The sequence below is a fragment of the Flagellimonas alvinocaridis genome, from assembly GCF_965248585.1.
Classification (GTDB): Bacteria; Bacteroidota; Bacteroidia; order Flavobacteriales; family Flavobacteriaceae; genus Flagellimonas; species Flagellimonas alvinocaridis.
Genome location: NZ_OZ252111.1, coordinates 3,608,168 through 3,620,937, shown reverse-complemented (window position 1 = coordinate 3,620,937; position 12,770 = coordinate 3,608,168). Strand labels below are relative to the sequence as shown.

Sequence of the window (12,770 nt, the reverse complement as noted above, 5' to 3'; positions counted from 1 at the left end):
AATCTTTAGGCAATTTTCATGATAGAGACCTCTTTGGACATAGCGGCCATCCGAAAAGACTTTCCCATTTTAAACCGGGAAGTCAATGGGCAACCTTTGGTGTATTTGGACAATGCGGCCACATCTCAGACCCCTCAACAGGTCATTGATGTGATCGTGGACTATTACCATAACTACAATGCCAATATTCATCGTGGGGTACACCGTCTTTCGCAAGAAGCTACCGATGTCTATGAAGAGGCCCGTAAGAAAATCCAGAAGCATTTTAACATCGCAAAATCCCATGAGGTGATTTTTACCTCGGGAACTACCCACGGCATTAATTTAGTGGCTACCGGTTTCACCTCCTTTTTGAAGAAAGGGGATGAGGTACTGGTATCGGCCATGGAACACCATTCCAACATAGTGCCATGGCAAATGCTCTGTGAGCGTACCGGTGCCCAATTAAAGGTGATTCCTATGAACTTGGATGGGGAATTGGTCATGGAGGAGTACCATTCGCTTCTCTGCGAGAATACCAAATTGGTGTTCTGCAACCATGTATCCAATGCGTTGGGGACCATTAACCCCATTAAAGAGATTATTGACGCGGCCCACGAGGTGGGTGCAGCGGTCTTGATTGATGGTGCGCAGGCAGCGGCCCATATCAAACCGGACCTGCAGGCCTTGGATGTTGATTTTTATACCGTTTCCGCCCATAAAATGTGTGGACCTACCGGTGTAGGGATGCTCTATGGTAAGGAGGAATGGCTCAAGAAACTACCGCCTTATCAAGGAGGTGGGGAGATGATTGCGGAAGTCACTTTTGAAAAGACTACTTATGCTGATTTGCCCCATAAGTTTGAAGCGGGAACACCCAATATTTGCGGTGGAATCGCCTTTGGGGTAGCCTTGGATTATATGAATCATCTTGGTTTTGATGCGATTTCCCAATATGAGGATGAACTTATCCAATATGCCACAGCGCAATTGCTTGCTATTGATGGACTCAAAATTTATGGGACGGCAAAGCATAAAACATCGGTCATTTCTTTCAATATTGAAGGTATACACCCTTACGACATTGGTACCATTCTGGATAAATTAGGCATTGCTGTTAGAACGGGGCACCATTGTGCACAACCTATTATGGATTTTTATAAAATACCTGGAACGGTTAGAGCCAGCTTTAGCTTTTACAATACAAAAGAAGAAGTGGACAAATTGGTAGAAGGGGTGAAAAGGGCCAAAAGCATGCTACAATAGTAGAGTAGTTATCTTTATCTTAAATCCTTGATAAGCAACTGGCCGAGTTGTATTTTTGAATAAAACCAAAGCATGACCATACAAGAAATACAGGAAGAGATCATAGACGAGTTCTCCACGTTCGATGATTGGATGCAACGTTATGAGTACATGATTGAGCTAGGAAAGTCCCTTCCCATAATTGATGAGCAGTACAAAGTAGATGACAACTTGATAAAAGGCTGTCAGAGTAAGGTTTGGGTACACGCAGAACTGGATGACGACAAACTGGTGTTTACCGCAGATAGTGATGCGATTATCACCAAGGGAATCATTGCCATTTTGATCAGAGCGTTCAGTAACCAAAAGCCCCAAGACATTATTGATGCAGATACAGCATTTATAGATGAAATTGGATTGAAGGAACATCTATCACCCACAAGAGCCAATGGCTTGGTGAGCATGGTGAAGCAACTGAAATTGTATGCCGTTGCCTATCAAACACAATTAAAATAGCAGAAAATGAGCGAAGAAACCACTATAGATACACAGGATCTGGGAGAAAAAATTGTTAGGGTACTAAAGACCATTTATGACCCTGAAATCCCTGTGGACATTTATGAATTAGGCTTGATTTATGATGTATTCGTAAATGAAGACTACGATGTTAAAATACTAATGACCCTAACATCGCCTAACTGTCCTGTGGCGGAAACACTGCCTGTGGAGGTTGAGGAAAAAGTGAAATCTTTGGACGAATTGAAAGATGTGGAGGTTGAGCTGACTTTTGACCCTCCTTGGACCCAGGAATTAATGAGCGAGGAGGCCAAGTTGGAACTAGGATTGTTGTAATTTTTCAGACATCAGACATCAGACATCAGACATCGGACATCGGACATCTGAAGTCAGAAAAGAAATGGAAAAAGAAATTGTAAATAGGGTTGCCCAAAGCAAATTGGTCACTTTTGATCTGGAGGACCTGTATCCAGCCGGAGAGAGAAGGGTATTGGATATAAAAGACTGGTTGCACGAAGGCTTTATTTTGCGTGAGAAGGAATTCAGAACCCACGTGGAGGGACACGATTGGTCTTCCTACCAAGATGCCTTTGTGGCCCTACAATGTTCCACGGATGCCATTGTGCCCGGTTGGGCCTTTATGTTGGTGGCCTCACGACTGAATCCCTATGCCAAAAAAGTAGTTATAGGTTCCTTGGAAGACTTGGAAACCTCAATCTACCAAACCCTTTTGGATGATTTGGACGTATCTCAATTTGAAGGTAAACCTGTGATTATTAAAGGGTGCTCTAACAAACCCGTCCCTGAAAATGCCTATATCATGGCCATGGCCAAAATCCAACAAGTGGTCAAGAGTGTGATGTATGGAGAGGCCTGCTCCTCAGTGCCCATTTTCAAAAGAAAGTAATAGGTGACATTTCTTACTTTTGTGGTTCTAAACAGTAAACTCCATACACTATGAAAAAACTACTTTTTACCTTGTCGGCGTTTTTTGTGCTGGTCACTGCCCTGGCCCAGACCGAAGAGGAGCTAAAAGCACAGATTGCCCCTAAAAAAGATTCCATTGCCGCAATTCAGGGACGTGTAAATGCCCTACAGGCCCAATTGGATGCCCTGCCCGGTTGGAAAATAGGCGCTTTTGGCACCATTGGAGGGAACTTTTCCAATTTTGATAATTGGTATGCCCAAGGTATCCCGAACAACTCATCAGGGAATATTGGCTTTACGGTGAATGCCTATGCCAATCTGCAAGAAGAGAAATTCTTTTGGAGAAACGCGGCCACGGTAAACCTTGCTTGGGTAAAGTTGGATGATAAGGATGATCCCACTGATGATGATAGTTTCAGACAGGCAACTGATGTATTCAATATTTCGTCTTTGTACGGAAGGAAGCTGAGCGAGAAATTTGCCATATCTACCTTGGCGGAATATAGGACCACGCTTTTGAGCAATTTCAATGATCCCGGGTATCTCGATTTGGGTATCGGGGCCACATGGACGCCGATTACCGATTTGGTGGTGGTGATCCATCCACTCAACTACAACTTTGTGTTCAGTAGTGAGGATACCATTTTTGAATCCTCCTTGGGAGCCAAGATCGTGGCCGATTATACCAAGAAAATCGGAGCGGTAAACTTTAAGAGTAACCTGTCCCTTTTCCAGAGTTATGAGAACAGCGATTTGAGCAACTGGACCTGGACCAACTCTTTTGGCTATACCTTATGGAAGATGATCGGGGTTGGGTTTGATTTTGGTTTGAGGAACAACAAACAGGAAACTTTGAATTATGTGGTCAACAATGCCCCTACACCTGACCCCGATGCCACTTTTGATACCATTGATAATAAGTTGCAAACCTACTGGACTTTAGGATTGAGCTATAAGTTCTAGAGGAAATCACGTACATATAAAACATAAAAAAAGCCCTCAATCAAGAGGGCCTTTTTTGTGGGGTCTAATATGATTTTTTCCGTTTTTAAGACCATGGTCTAAGTAGGTTAAGATCATGTGAAGATCAAGGGTCGACACTAATGACTTAAAAACAGGATGAAAATAGTTTTTATGTGGTTATCCTTTAAACTTTTGTTGTGAACTGCCTAAAATATGTGGTGGAACGATATTTGGAAAGTAGTTAGTCGGAGAATTTAAACACATCATCCTTTCGGATTTAGTATTCATCCAAGTGCTCTGGATACAAAAAGTTGTTGTACGGAAAACGTGTTACATGAATATCCCTTACTTCATCATATACACGCTTTCTGAATTCATCCAGATTTTCCTTGTTCAAAGCGGAGATGAACAAGGCCCGGTCCCCAATCTTGTTGAACCAGGTATTCTTCCATTCCTCCAAGGTAAAATGGGCGGAGGTGCGTTCGGTGACCAGATCATCCTCATCTATGGTCTCTGGATGGTATTGGTCAATTTTATTGAAGACCATAATGGTCTTTTTGTCGGAACTTTTGATTTCATCCAAGATTTGGTTCACGGATGCGATATGTTCCTCAAAGTTGGGGTGCGATATATCTACCACATGCAACAATAAATCGGCCTCACGAACCTCATCCAAGGTACTCTTGAAACTTTCCACCAATTGGGTAGGGAGCTTTCGGATAAATCCAACCGTATCACTCAATAGAAAAGGGAGATTGCCAATGACTACTTTTCGTACCGTGGTGTCCAGCGTGGCAAAGAGCTTGTTTTCCGCAAAGACATCGCTTTTGCTGATCACGTTCATCAAGGTGGATTTGCCCACGTTGGTGTACCCCACCAAAGCCACTCGGACCAAAGCCCCACGATTGCCACGTTGGGTCTCCATCTGGCGGTCAATTTTGGTAAGCTTCTTCTTCAGAAGTGCTATGCGGTCCCGAACGATACGCCTATCCGTTTCAATCTCGGTTTCACCGGGGCCACGCATACCAATACCCCCGCGTTGTCGCTCTAAGTGTGTCCAAAGACCTGTCAGTCGTGGGAGTAGATATTCGTATTGGGCCAGTTCTACTTGGGTACGGGCGTAGCTGGTCTTGGCGCGTTGTGCAAAAATGTCCAAGATCAATCCTGTACGATCCAGTATTTTACAGCGAAGTATTTTCTCAATATTGTTCTGCTGGGCAGGAGTAAGCTCATCGTCAAAGATGACAGAGCCTATTTCATGCTCCTTAACATAGTGCTCCACCTCTTCCATTTTTCCACTTCCAATATAAGTCTTGGGATTGGGCACCTCAACCCGTTGGATAAATCGCTTTTCCACCTCACCACCAGCGGTATAGGTCAAAAATTCCAATTCGTCCAGATATTCATTTACTTTGGTCTCATCCTGACTTTGGTTGATGACCCCAATGAGTACCGCTTTTTCGTAGTCTATGGTTTTCTTTTCTAGCATGCAATCAATTAAAGTGCAAATCTAATCAATGTTTTGGAAGCGGTTTTTTGTACTTTGGGTTTTATTAGAATTATCCTTCATTAGAAAAACAAGATTCATTGTATCATCATAAGAACCGATATAGCATAGCCTTTTACAATCTTGAGAATTTTTTTGATACCAAGAATGACCCCCATTCACTGGATGATGATTTTACTCCGGAGGGGGATAGGGAATGGAACGAATCCAAGTACAGCAACAAAGCACATAAAATAGCCCGGGCCATATCAGAAATAGGCTTGGAGGATAGCGATGTTCCTCCAGTGCTGTTGGGCATTGCCGAAGTGGAGAACAAACAAGTCATCCAAACCCTGCTCAACACCAAGGAGCTAAAAGGAGTGGACTACAATTATGTGCATTTTGATTCCCCGGATGAACGAGGTATAGACACGGCACTGATCTATCACAGCAAACACTTTACGGTATTGGATGCTGAAACCATTCCCTTGCTGGTGGACAATACCAATGGGGAACGGGACTTTACCAGAGACATTTTATATGTGCATGGAAGACTGCATTCCGAAGAAGTCCATGTTTTTGTAAACCATTGGCCTTCGCGAAGGACAGGAGGTGTTGAAACCAGCTACAAACGGATAAAGGCGGCCGAGACCATTCTACACAAATTGGAGACCCTTGAAGAAGATCACCCCAATTGCATCATCATGGGTGATTTCAATGACGACCCCAATTCCGAGAGTATACAAACCTTGATGGAGACGGGCCGATTCATTAATCCCATGAAAAAGCTGTTGTCCCCCTTTTCCGGAAGTGCCAACTATAGAGGGGAATGGAGTCTCTTTGACCAGGTGATACTTTCCCACACCTTTTTGGACTATGAAGTGGGCACCCATAGTTTTAAAAAGGCTGAAGTATTTGCTCCAAAGTTTCTTAAGGAGTGGAAAGGGAAGTACAAGGGCAACCCGTTTAGGACCTATGTAGGGGAAAAATATTTAGGCGGGTATAGCGACCATTTTCCAGTATATGTGGTACTGGAGGAAAACCTATAATTTAACTAAGAAAAATACTACACAACACAAAAGTGAATTTTCACAACACCTTTACGAAAAGGAGTGTGCATTTCATCGAAAAAACAACAGTTTTTATCGAGGATATTGACCGGTGCCAATATATTCGTAGTCCAAATCTTACCATAAAATCAACATGGACTACAAAAGACCTATTCGGGCGACAGGAATTCTTCTTCCCCTTATCTTTTCCCTTCTAGGTGTTTCTATTGTAACGGGGCAATCCAAAAAGGCGAAGGAACAGATAAAGGCCACATACAACCAAGGAAAAATGGCGACGCTGATTTCTGAAATGGAACAGGAGCATCAGTCCAAATCCCTTAAAATAAACCAACTTCTTCAATCCAATAAAGGATGGAAGAAATCTGAAAAACTTGCCAATGGAGGCCACATAGCCCTTAAGGATATTGGTTCTGATGGTACCCCACTTTACTATACCACCTTGAGCGATCCATCGACCAAGACGGCAAGGGCCTATACGTTGTACGCAGATGGCCTTATGAATCTTGGCTTGAACGGTGCTGGAATGCAGGTGGGGGTTTGGGATGCCGGTGTGGCATTGACCAGCCATCAAGAATTTGGTACCCGTGCACTTAATGCAGACAATACGGATGAAGTTAGCCTACATGCCACTTTGGTGACCGGAAACCTTATCGCATCTGGGGTGGAGCCCAGTGCCAAAGGGGTTGTCTATGGCGCACAGGCCATGACCCACGATTGGACCCGTGACAAAATTGAAGTGGCCGAAGCGGCAGCCAATGGATTGTTGTTGAGTAATCATTCCTACGGAATACTTTCGGATCGAGTGCCGGATTGGTACTTTGGGTCTTATATTAAAGTAACCCAGGATTGGGACCGAATCATGTACAATGCACCTTACTATTTAATGGTAACCGCTGCGGGAAACAATCAGAAATCCTACGACAACGCTTCCCCAAACTTTGGTAAAACGGCAGATGGGTTTGATCTTCTGCTCGGATTCACCGTAGCCAAAAACGGACTTACCATTGCGGGCGCCAATACTGAAATTGGCAGCAAAGGGGAGTTGAAGAATGCTACAGTTGCTGGGTACAGCAGCTTTGGCCCTGTTGATGATGGACGTATAAAGCCAGATTTGGCCGGGGACGGATCTAATATCCTAACCACCAGTTCCGAAACCAATTCCAGTTACCAACTTTCTGCCGGGACTTCCATGGCGGCGCCAGGGGTTACTGGATCTCTTTTGTTGTTACAGCAATACCACGAAGAACTCTATGGCTCTTACATGAAGGCAGCAACCCTAAAAGGTCTTGCCTTGCATACTGCGGATGATGTAAATGCCCAAGGACCTGATTATAAAATGGGGTGGGGAGTGATGAACGCCAAGACTGCTGCCGAAGTTTTGCAGAACAAAGAATTTACCACTTTGATCAATGAAGAAAGCCTGGCCAACGGGGAAACCTTTTCCGTTACCCTTATGGCCAATGGGACGGAGCCTCTAATGGCTTCCATTTCTTGGACTGATCCTGAGGGAAATTACATCAATAGGGGAGAGTTGAACAATACCACCGCTGCCCTTACCAACGATTTGGACATCAGAATCACCAAATCTGGGGAAACCTACTATCCCTGGAAATTGAATCCTGCGAAAGCCAACGATGCAGCGACGCAAGGTGACAATACAGTTGATCCTTATGAGCGAATCGAAATTGGGAACGCCAACGGACAATATACCATCACGGTTACCCATAAGGGTAATTTGACCAATGGACTTCAAGATTTCTCGTTAATTGTTTCCGGGGCACAGGTTTCGCAGTGTTCCATTGAGATTCCATCCGATGTTGAATTGGTTTCATCAACGGATACAGGTTCCACCATCTCATGGTCCGATGCCAATGAAACTCTTTTTGAAGTACAATACAAGGCTATTGACAAAGATGAATGGACTACTGAACTTCTTTGGGACAATCAACTTGAGCTTATCAATCTAGAGGTTGGAACGGTTTATGAGTCTCGAATCCGTTCCATCTGTACTGAGAATGCGGTTTCAGAATTTTCAGAAGTTTTCCAGTTCGAATTCAATGGTGAGGATACCGAAGCGATGGTTTATGAATCTTTAACCTATGCCCAAGATTACCAAATACAGGTATATCCCAACCCAACCGTGGATTACTTGAGTATTCAATCAGATTTATCTCCTGATGCAGAGTATTCTGTAGTTACTACCTCGGGGAACATTATAGATAGCGGAAAGATTACGGGGTCTATAAATGTTTCTGCGCTGGCTTCGGGCTTGTATGTTTTGGTGGTACAGGATTATGCCGGTATCAGAAGCACCAAATTTTACAAAAACTAGAGCATATGGACATGTCCATTCCAATACAGGTGATAGGGTCCGAAGCAAGAAAGGCAAAGCGGTTCATCAAACTCTTTTTGATGCCCATTATACTTTTCTGAAATACAAAAAATAAAATTTGAAGGGATTCCTCGCGCCACTCATAATGGGAATGGAATATTATAAAAGTGATACGATTTGTGCCAAGGCTAATATTCAGACATCAGACATCGGACTTCTGATATCTGAATAAAACACACCTCATCGTTAGACCTTCTTGATTTCTTCCTCGGAAAGCAACTCCTCGTTCCGTAACCTCAGAAATACCTGGGCCGTGGTCACCACATCCAATTCGCAATAGGAGATGATCCTATCAATATCCTTGCTCTCATAATAGACATCCTTTACCATACTGCCATCCATGTCCTCTTTGGGGGACGGAATGCCAAGAATGTGGGCCAGTAATTTAAGGGAGGTATAATGTTTGTAATCTCCGAATTTCCAGAGTTCCATAGTGTCCAGATGGGGCACTTCCCATGGTTTTTTGCCGAACAAGTCCAATTTATAGGGCAGGTTAATGCTGTTGATGACCATACGGCGGGCAATGTAGGGAAAGTCGAACTCCTTTCCATTATGGGCGCACAGCAGATGTTTGGTTTGGCTAAAATGGTCTTTCAGCAATTGTTTGAACTGTTTCAAGATTTCGGTTTCCTCCCCATGAAATGAGGTGACCCTAAAGCTTCGGGTTTCTCCCTTGATGACAAAATACCCAACCGAAATGCAAACGATTTTTCCGAATTCGGCCCAAATTCCAGCCCGTTCATAAAAGTCCTCGGCACTGATTTCGTCCTTTCGCTGGTATTGTGTTTTCTGCTCCCAGAGCAATTGTGTGGTTTCATCCAAATTGGGGAAACTCGAATTTTGGGGTACGGTTTCGATATCCAAAAAGAGGATATTCTCTAGGTTAAGTTTATAAAGCATGGCAACGTATTAAAAAAGAGTGGTCTGCTTAGCAGGACTCTCATGTTCCAATAACCATTTTTTTCTATGCAGGCCACCTGCATATCCAGTGAGGTCTCCGTTGGTCCCAATAACGCGATGACAGGGAACCACAATCCAAAGAGGATTTTTGCCATTGGCCGAGGCTACTGCACGAATGGCTTTTACATCGCCTAGTCTTTTGGAAAGTTCCAAATAAGAAATGGTTTTTCCAAATGGGATTTCAAGAAGGGCATCCCAAACCTTTTTTTGAAAATCGGTTCCGGAAGGATTCAGCTTTAGGTCAAATTCCTTTCGGGAACCCTCAAAATATTCCTTGAATTGGTATATGGCGTCTTCCAACACCTCAGGTATTATACCAATAGGTTTTTTGTCGTCAAATACAGACACGGAGGCTAGCCCATTTTCATCACCTTGAAATTCTGCAAAACCTATAGGTGTTTGTAAATAAGCAATTTCCATTACTTTATTTTACCTTTAGATTCAATGATTCCCAATCGCTTGGCCCGGGTCTCCCAATTCCTTCTCGCCAACACTTGCAGGTCTTCCACGTTGTCACTTTCGTCCATGATTTCCAATCCCAACAAGGTTTCAATGACATCTTCCATAGTCACCAGCCCACTTACGGAGCCATACTCGTCCACCACCAAGGAAACGTGTTCCCTTTTCTCCACAAACTTTTCAAAAAGTTCCGGGATCGGAATACTTCGGTTGGATACGAGGATTTCTCTTTTTAAGGTAGAAAGCTTTTCCTTTCCTTTTTTATTGATGATGGCTTCCATGAGTTCATCTTTTAGACAAAAACCGGTAATGTTGTCCATGCGACCTTGGTACAGGGGTATTCTTGAAAACCGTAACGGTTGGTTGGCTTCAAAAAAGTCTTGGATGGTAGTATCCTCGGAAGCGATTTTCATTACGGTCCGGGGCGTCATCACATCCTTGGCCAATATCTCATCAAACTTGAGGAGGTTCTTGATAACCTTGGATTCCGATTCATGAAAAACCCCTTCCTCATGGGCAATATCGGTCATGGCCGTAAAATCCTCACGGCTTAATACACTGCCATGTTCTCCCTTCGCTCCAATCAACTTGGTGAATAGTTGCAAGACCCATAATAACCCTGTCCATTTGAGGGCAAATACCATGATGCTAAGCGCTTTGCTGGTAAAGTTGGCCAATTGTTTCCAATAGGTGGCCCCAATGGTTTTGGGAATGATTTCCGAAGCTACCAAGATTAAAATAGTCATGATAGTGGAGACAATACCTACCATAAGGTCTTCGGTAAATTGAAACCCTAATATGGTACGTTTTGTGGTTCCATAGAGATCGGCGTAGGCTACCTTGGCCTGTACTCCGACTAATATGGCTCCTACGGTATGGGCAACTGTGTTAAGGGTAAGAATGGCAATCAACGGTTTGTCCACATCTTTTTTTAAAGCTTCCAAGGTGCCAGCATATTCCTTACCTTCTTGTTTTTTTAGATTGATGAACGTTGGTGTGACGCTCAACAGTACCGCTTCCAAAATGGAGCATAAAAAAGAAAAGAAAATGGAAATAAGGGCGTAGAATAATAGTAGTCCCATGAATCTAAGTATTGATTCAAAAGTAGCTAAAATTCCATACAGCCAAGCAGTTGCTTGCCTTCATTTTATAAACGGGCTACTTGATATCCAGAAAAACTCCAATAGCAAAGGAAGGGTCGGCATAAATAATACGACCATCCAGAGCCCCGCCATAGGTTGCGGATATCCCCCATTTGGGAGAAATATAATAGGCAGCTTCGGCTCCAAGGCCAATAAATTCAACATTGTTGGCAAAAATACTTCCTTGGCTATTTTGGGCACTTAGGGTGCCGTTGTGCATGGATTGTACCACATCCAGTTTTCCAGCGACCCATAGGCGGTTAAAAAATTGCAAACCCAATTCAGTGCCTGCCCGTAATTCGTCCGAGAAATTCTGGGTTCTGTTGTTGTAGCCTAGATATGCTTTGGCATAGGCAGGGAGTTTGGCAAAGGAAAAGGGTTTGCCTGCAGCTATCCGAACCATTTGGTTGAATTCTCCATCCCCGGTCTGATAACTCCCGTCACTGCCCCCAGAATCGTTTCCAGAGGGTATGCCAAACAGCAATGTGCTTGAAAGGGCCAGTTTTTCATTTTGAATCAGGCCATAGGTAATACCAAGATCAATATCTCCAATAGAGTTTGCCGATTCTCCTGGGGTTATAAGTTCCCCAGTAGTCTTTGAAAAAATATCGTTCTGATAGGTCCGGGAGAAAAAGGGAACATAGCCCACCATATTCCAGCGATCGGTTATGCCATATTCCGCATACAAGTTCAGGTTGAACTGCCCCCGAGTGGCATTGGGTTCTATAGCTCCGGTATCCGTGTAATGTTGGTCGGCTTCAAGGTACCATGCGGACAATTTGTAGTATCCGTTTCCGCGTTCGCGCGTCCATTGTCCAAGGACGGTTTGACCAAGTATTAAAAACCCAAATAAAACAAGTTGGTATATTTTCATGGCTGTTCGATGTATGATTCAATTAATGAGACCCTCTCCAACTTTAACATTAAAGGGTTTACACCAATACAAAAGATATTGGTACTCATTGAGGCCAACATCCTCAATGATATAGGTATGTGCCCCTTCAAAAACGGTTACAGCACCCACTTCCAATGCTCCATTGACAGAATTGGGGTTGTTGGATAGATACAAATAAAGCCCAGGTAAACTTGATGAAGCTTTATAATCTGAATTGAAGGATAGGTTGAGGTTGCCCTTATCGGCCCGAAGGGTAAAGGTTCCCTCAAGGGTGTAGGCACTCGTGGTGGCAATGGTTCCATCTCCGTTGGATTCCTCGCTATTTTCAACAGGATCAGAAGAAATGGTAATGGAATCCTCGGCGGTCAACGTGCTCCCGTCAATCAGAATGGTAGCACTAATGGTGGCCTCGCCTTCTGCAATGGCTGTTGCTACTCCTTGATCATCTATGGTGACGATGGATGCATTGGAGGTAGACCAAGTGACCTTCACATCTTCTGGTTGACCAATATTGTTCAAATATGTAGCCGAGTAGGGATGACTATCCGAGATTTGGATACCTGTTATGGGATTGTTGATACGGATTGTGGGCTCCACAAAATCGTCCACGTAATCCTCACCAATACAACTTAAGAAGGGCAAAGCAAGAATAACACAAAAAGAAGTAAGCTTAAAATCCATAAAGGACATTTTTCAATTATTGAATGAATGCCCTTTATTAGTGAGTGCTATTTTG

13 protein-coding genes are annotated in these 12,770 nt (G+C 43.6%); 7 read left to right on the top strand and 6 right to left on the bottom strand.

Annotated features, from left to right (window positions below; translation table 11 throughout):
• Positions 1–18: 18 nt before the first annotated feature.
• The 5 genes from ACP14V_RS16260 to ACP14V_RS16240 all read left to right on the top strand — a co-directional run bounded on the left by ACP14V_RS16260 (position 19) and on the right by ACP14V_RS16240 (position 3,630).
• The gene (locus tag ACP14V_RS16260; protein ID WP_272608993.1) at positions 19–1,245 is read left to right on the top strand and encodes an aminotransferase class V-fold PLP-dependent enzyme; all 1,227 of its coding nucleotides are present in this window, start codon (positions 19–21) and stop codon (positions 1,243–1,245) included.
• Positions 1,246–1,317: 72 nt separating this feature from the next.
• On the top strand, positions 1,318–1,740 hold the full coding sequence (locus ACP14V_RS16255; protein WP_136564935.1) for a SufE family protein: 423 nt from the start codon (positions 1,318–1,320) through the stop codon (positions 1,738–1,740).
• A gap of 6 nt (positions 1,741–1,746) precedes the next feature.
• Positions 1,747–2,076: a DUF59 domain-containing protein gene (locus ACP14V_RS16250; protein WP_136564934.1), complete on the top strand. Its 330-nt coding sequence runs from the start codon at positions 1,747–1,749 to the stop codon at positions 2,074–2,076.
• Positions 2,077–2,140: 64 nt separating this feature from the next.
• Positions 2,141–2,647 carry a DUF2480 family protein gene (locus ACP14V_RS16245; protein WP_272608992.1) on the top strand — a complete coding sequence of 169 codons (507 nt, stop codon included), beginning with the start codon at positions 2,141–2,143 and terminating at the stop codon, positions 2,645–2,647.
• Between the two features lie 50 nt (positions 2,648–2,697).
• Positions 2,698–3,630 carry a DUF3078 domain-containing protein gene (locus ACP14V_RS16240; protein ID WP_272608991.1) on the top strand — a complete coding sequence of 311 codons (933 nt, stop codon included), beginning with the start codon at positions 2,698–2,700 and terminating at the stop codon, positions 3,628–3,630.
• 277 nt (positions 3,631–3,907) lie between these two features.
• Here the strand turns inward: ACP14V_RS16240 and hflX are convergent, their stop codons facing one another.
• Positions 3,908–5,119, bottom strand: coding sequence for a GTPase HflX (gene hflX, locus ACP14V_RS16235; protein ID WP_272608990.1), 1,212 nt, complete (start codon positions 5,117–5,119; stop codon positions 3,908–3,910).
• Positions 5,120–5,217: 98 nt separating this feature from the next.
• On the opposite strand from hflX, the gene ACP14V_RS16230 reads away from it, so the two are divergent.
• Together ACP14V_RS16230 and ACP14V_RS16225 are read left to right on the top strand one after the other, a co-directional pair.
• Positions 5,218–6,165 (top strand): endonuclease/exonuclease/phosphatase family protein, encoded by a 948-nt coding sequence (locus tag ACP14V_RS16230; protein ID WP_272608989.1) that lies wholly within the window; start codon positions 5,218–5,220, stop codon positions 6,163–6,165.
• Between the two features lie 154 nt (positions 6,166–6,319).
• The gene (locus ACP14V_RS16225) at positions 6,320–8,518 is read left to right on the top strand and encodes a S8 family serine peptidase (protein ID WP_272608988.1); all 2,199 of its coding nucleotides are present in this window, start codon (positions 6,320–6,322) and stop codon (positions 8,516–8,518) included.
• 246 nt (positions 8,519–8,764) lie between these two features.
• Here the strand turns inward: ACP14V_RS16225 and ACP14V_RS16220 are convergent, their stop codons facing one another.
• From ACP14V_RS16220 to ACP14V_RS16200, 5 genes are all read right to left on the bottom strand, one after another.
• A complete protein-coding gene (locus ACP14V_RS16220) occupies positions 8,765–9,478 on the bottom strand; it encodes a 3'-5' exonuclease (RefSeq protein WP_272608987.1) in 714 nt (237 codons plus the stop codon).
• Between the two features lie 9 nt (positions 9,479–9,487).
• Positions 9,488–9,958 carry a methylated-DNA--[protein]-cysteine S-methyltransferase gene (locus ACP14V_RS16215; RefSeq protein ID WP_272608986.1) on the bottom strand — a complete coding sequence of 157 codons (471 nt, stop codon included), beginning with the start codon at positions 9,956–9,958 and terminating at the stop codon, positions 9,488–9,490.
• The gene (locus tag ACP14V_RS16210) at positions 9,958–11,079 is read right to left on the bottom strand and encodes a CNNM domain-containing protein (protein WP_272608985.1); all 1,122 of its coding nucleotides are present in this window, start codon (positions 11,077–11,079) and stop codon (positions 9,958–9,960) included. Before ACP14V_RS16210 ends, ACP14V_RS16215 begins: the two co-directional genes overlap by 1 nt.
• Positions 11,080–11,155: 76 nt before the next feature.
• Entirely contained in the window at positions 11,156–12,013 is an 858-nt protein-coding gene (locus ACP14V_RS16205; RefSeq protein ID WP_272608984.1) for a hypothetical protein, read from the bottom strand.
• Between the two features lie 18 nt (positions 12,014–12,031).
• A complete protein-coding gene (locus ACP14V_RS16200; protein WP_272608983.1) occupies positions 12,032–12,715 on the bottom strand; it encodes an Ig-like domain-containing protein in 684 nt (227 codons plus the stop codon).
• Positions 12,716–12,770: the final 55 nt, after the last annotated feature.

What these genes read in the sequence shown, in the direction of transcription:
- ACP14V_RS16205 (WP_272608984.1), bottom strand. Translation starts at nt 12,013, where the DNA reads ATGAAAATATACCAACTTGTTTTATTTGGGTTTTTAATACTTGGTCAA.
- ACP14V_RS16225 (WP_272608988.1), top strand. Translation starts at nt 6,320, where the DNA reads ATGGACTACAAAAGACCTATTCGGGCGACAGGAATTCTTCTTCCCCTT.
- ACP14V_RS16200 (WP_272608983.1), bottom strand. Translation starts at nt 12,715, where the DNA reads ATGGATTTTAAGCTTACTTCTTTTTGTGTTATTCTTGCTTTGCCCTTC.
- ACP14V_RS16215 (WP_272608986.1), bottom strand. Translation starts at nt 9,958, where the DNA reads ATGGAAATTGCTTATTTACAAACACCTATAGGTTTTGCAGAATTTCAA.
- ACP14V_RS16245 (WP_272608992.1), top strand. Translation starts at nt 2,141, where the DNA reads ATGGAAAAAGAAATTGTAAATAGGGTTGCCCAAAGCAAATTGGTCACT.
- ACP14V_RS16220 (WP_272608987.1), bottom strand. Translation starts at nt 9,478, where the DNA reads ATGCTTTATAAACTTAACCTAGAGAATATCCTCTTTTTGGATATCGAA.
- ACP14V_RS16240 (WP_272608991.1), top strand. Translation starts at nt 2,698, where the DNA reads ATGAAAAAACTACTTTTTACCTTGTCGGCGTTTTTTGTGCTGGTCACT.
- ACP14V_RS16255 (WP_136564935.1), top strand. Translation starts at nt 1,318, where the DNA reads ATGACCATACAAGAAATACAGGAAGAGATCATAGACGAGTTCTCCACG.
- ACP14V_RS16250 (WP_136564934.1), top strand. Translation starts at nt 1,747, where the DNA reads ATGAGCGAAGAAACCACTATAGATACACAGGATCTGGGAGAAAAAATT.
- hflX (WP_272608990.1), bottom strand. Translation starts at nt 5,119, where the DNA reads ATGCTAGAAAAGAAAACCATAGACTACGAAAAAGCGGTACTCATTGGG.
- ACP14V_RS16210 (WP_272608985.1), bottom strand. Translation starts at nt 11,079, where the DNA reads ATGGGACTACTATTATTCTACGCCCTTATTTCCATTTTCTTTTCTTTT.
- ACP14V_RS16260 (WP_272608993.1), top strand. Translation starts at nt 19, where the DNA reads ATGATAGAGACCTCTTTGGACATAGCGGCCATCCGAAAAGACTTTCCC.